Origin of the sequence: uncultured Nocardioides sp. (genome assembly GCF_902805925.1) — a bacterium.
Lineage (GTDB): Bacteria > Actinomycetota > Actinomycetes > Propionibacteriales > Nocardioidaceae > Nocardioides.
Genome location: NZ_CADCUP010000164.1, coordinates 20,749 through 23,136 on the forward strand (window position 1 = coordinate 20,749; position 2,388 = coordinate 23,136).

Below are 2,388 nucleotides of genomic sequence, written 5' to 3' on the forward strand. Positions count from 1 at the left end.
ACGCCGAGGTCAGCGACCACGCCGGCGGTGTAGTCGTCGCGACCGGCACTCGAGCCCGCCACCACGACGACCAGGTCGGCCTCCGCTGCCGCGGCCCGGACCGCGGTCCCGATCCGCTCGACGTCGTCCGGCTCGATGGCGGTCGCCCACGCCTCGCACCCCGCCTCCCTCGCCTGGGCGACCAGCATCAGCGAGTTGGTGTCGAGGATCTCCCCGTGCTCCGGCTCGCTGCCCACGGGCACGATCTCGTCGCCGGTGGGGACGACGACCACTCGCGGTCGGCGGCGTACGACGACGTGAGTCGCTCCGGCCGCCGCCGCCGAGGCGATGTCGACCGGCCGCATCCGGTGCCCCTCGGGCAGCAGCAGCTCGCCGGCGCTCACGTCCTCCCCGATCGAGCGCTGGTGCTGGTAGGGCGGGACAGCCGCCATGATCTCCGCCGCGTCACCCTCGTAGTGGACGTGCTCGCGCATCACGACGGCGTCGAAACCTTCAGGAACCGGGTCGCCGGTGTCCACCACGACGTAGTGGTCCGCAGACAACAGCTTCGGGGTGGTCGGTGAGGCTCCGCTCGTCTCCGACGAACGCACCGCGATCCCGTCCATCGCCGCCAGGTCGGAGGCCGGTGAGGACCTGGTCGCCCAGATGGGCTCTGCGGTCACCCGACCGAGAGCGTCGGCGACCGGCACCCGCACCGGGTCGAGCCGCTCGGGGCAGTCTGCCTCCCGGCAGGCGTCCAACCACGCAGTGAGGGCCTCGGCGGCTGGGACGTCGCTGACGAAGGGACTGTTGGGGCTGAGGTGCGTCACGTGGAGATCGTCCTACACGTACAAGGTGACGGTCACTGCGGCCCCCGCGTCGAGTCCGGTCGCCGGCTCCGGCACCACCACGTACCCGTCAGCGGTCGTGAGCAGCGACAAGAGCGCCGAGTGACCGAAGATCGGCCTCGCCTCGCCATCGCGCAGCGTCACCTGGACGACGTCGAGCCGACCGGCCGCGGAGGCGAGCGACCGGGACAGGGTGGCCCGCACCGTCGGCTCCGGCGGGGGCCTCTCGATCCCGCCCACGAGCTGCAGCACCGGGAGCCCGACCATCCGGAACACCACCAGTGCGGACAGTGGGTTGCCGGGCAGACCCAGCACCGGCACGCCGCCGACCTCGGCGAGCAGAGTGGGCTTGCCGGGCTTGATCGCGAGGCCGTGGCAGAACACGGTCGCGTCTCCGAGCGCGTGGACCGCCGCCGTCGTCTCGTCGCGTGCCCCCACCGACGACCCCGCGGACACGACCACCAGGTCGGTCTCGGCCACGGCCTCGGCGAGCGTGGCGGTCAGCGCCTCCTGGTCGTCAGCGACGATGCCCCGGTAGTCGGCTATGCCGCCGGCTCGGGTCACCAAGCCGGCCAGCGCGGAGGCGGTGGCATCTCGCACCTGGCCTGCGGCAAGGCGCTGGGTGTCGGCCGCGACCACCTCGTCGCCGGTCGACACGATCGCCACCCGCGGCCGGGCCCTGGCCTTCAGCTCGGTGACTCCAGCGGCAGCGAGCAGTCCGAGGTCCTGCGGTCGCAGGGGGCGCCCCGCAGGTGCGAGCACTGCGCCCGCGGCGACATCCTCGTCGGCGCGGACGATACCGTCCCCCACCGCGACCGGTCTGGTCACCTCCACGGTGCCGGGCATGGTCATCTGCGTGTGCTCGACCATCACCACGGCATCGGCGCCCTCGGGGATGGCCGCGCCGGTGGGGATCTGCAGTACGGCGCCCGGACGCACGGAGAGCTCGGGCACCGATCCCATGCGGATCTGACCGAGCACGTCGAGGTACGACGGCAGGCCGTCGCTGGCACCGTAGGTGTCGGCGGCGCGGACGGCGTAGCCGTCGACCGTGGACCGCGCGAACCCGGGCAGCGCCTGGCCGGAGGTCACCACCGACGCCGGCACGCGACCGAGAGCCTCCTCACGGGGGACGCTCTCGACCCCGGTCCGCCGCTGCGTCCGAAACCCGGCGAGGGCCTCAGCGACGGACAACGCCGCGAAGAACTCCTTACTGTTTGCCGACACCGTCCACCTCGGCGTTGGCCGTGCGCCCGAGCACACTGACCACCGGACCCAGGGCCACCTGGCCGAGACCGCAGATAGACGTCTTCCGCATGACCACCTCGAGCTCGAGCAGCCGGCTGCGCCGCTCGTCGTCGAGCTCACCGCCGTTGCTCAAGGTGTCGGCGAGCAGGTCGTAGGCCTTCGTCGATCCGACCCGGCACGGCACGCACTTGCCGCACGACTCGTTGCGGAAGAACCGCAGGACGTTCGTCGCAGCGGCGAGGGTGTTCGTGCCCTCGGCGATCACGACCATCGCGCCCGAACCGAGCATGGAGCCGGCGTCCTGGAGCGATCC

At 72.4% G+C, this 2,388-nt stretch carries 3 protein-coding genes; all 3 read right to left on the bottom strand.

What is annotated here, in order from left to right:
- On the bottom strand, positions 1-809 hold an 809-nt coding region (locus QZX64_RS11885), incomplete at its 3' end, for a molybdopterin-binding protein (protein ID WP_295660045.1).
- A 12-nt stretch (positions 810-821) separates the two neighbouring features.
- Positions 822-2,054 (bottom strand): gephyrin-like molybdotransferase Glp, encoded by a 1,233-nt coding sequence (gene glp / locus QZX64_RS11890; RefSeq protein ID WP_295660047.1) that lies wholly within the window; start codon positions 2,052-2,054, stop codon positions 822-824.
- A partial coding sequence (locus QZX64_RS11895) for an NADH-ubiquinone oxidoreductase-F iron-sulfur binding region domain-containing protein (RefSeq protein WP_295660050.1) occupies positions 2,038-2,388 on the bottom strand: 351 nt, incomplete at its 5' end. The genes glp and QZX64_RS11895, both read right to left, overlap by 17 nt.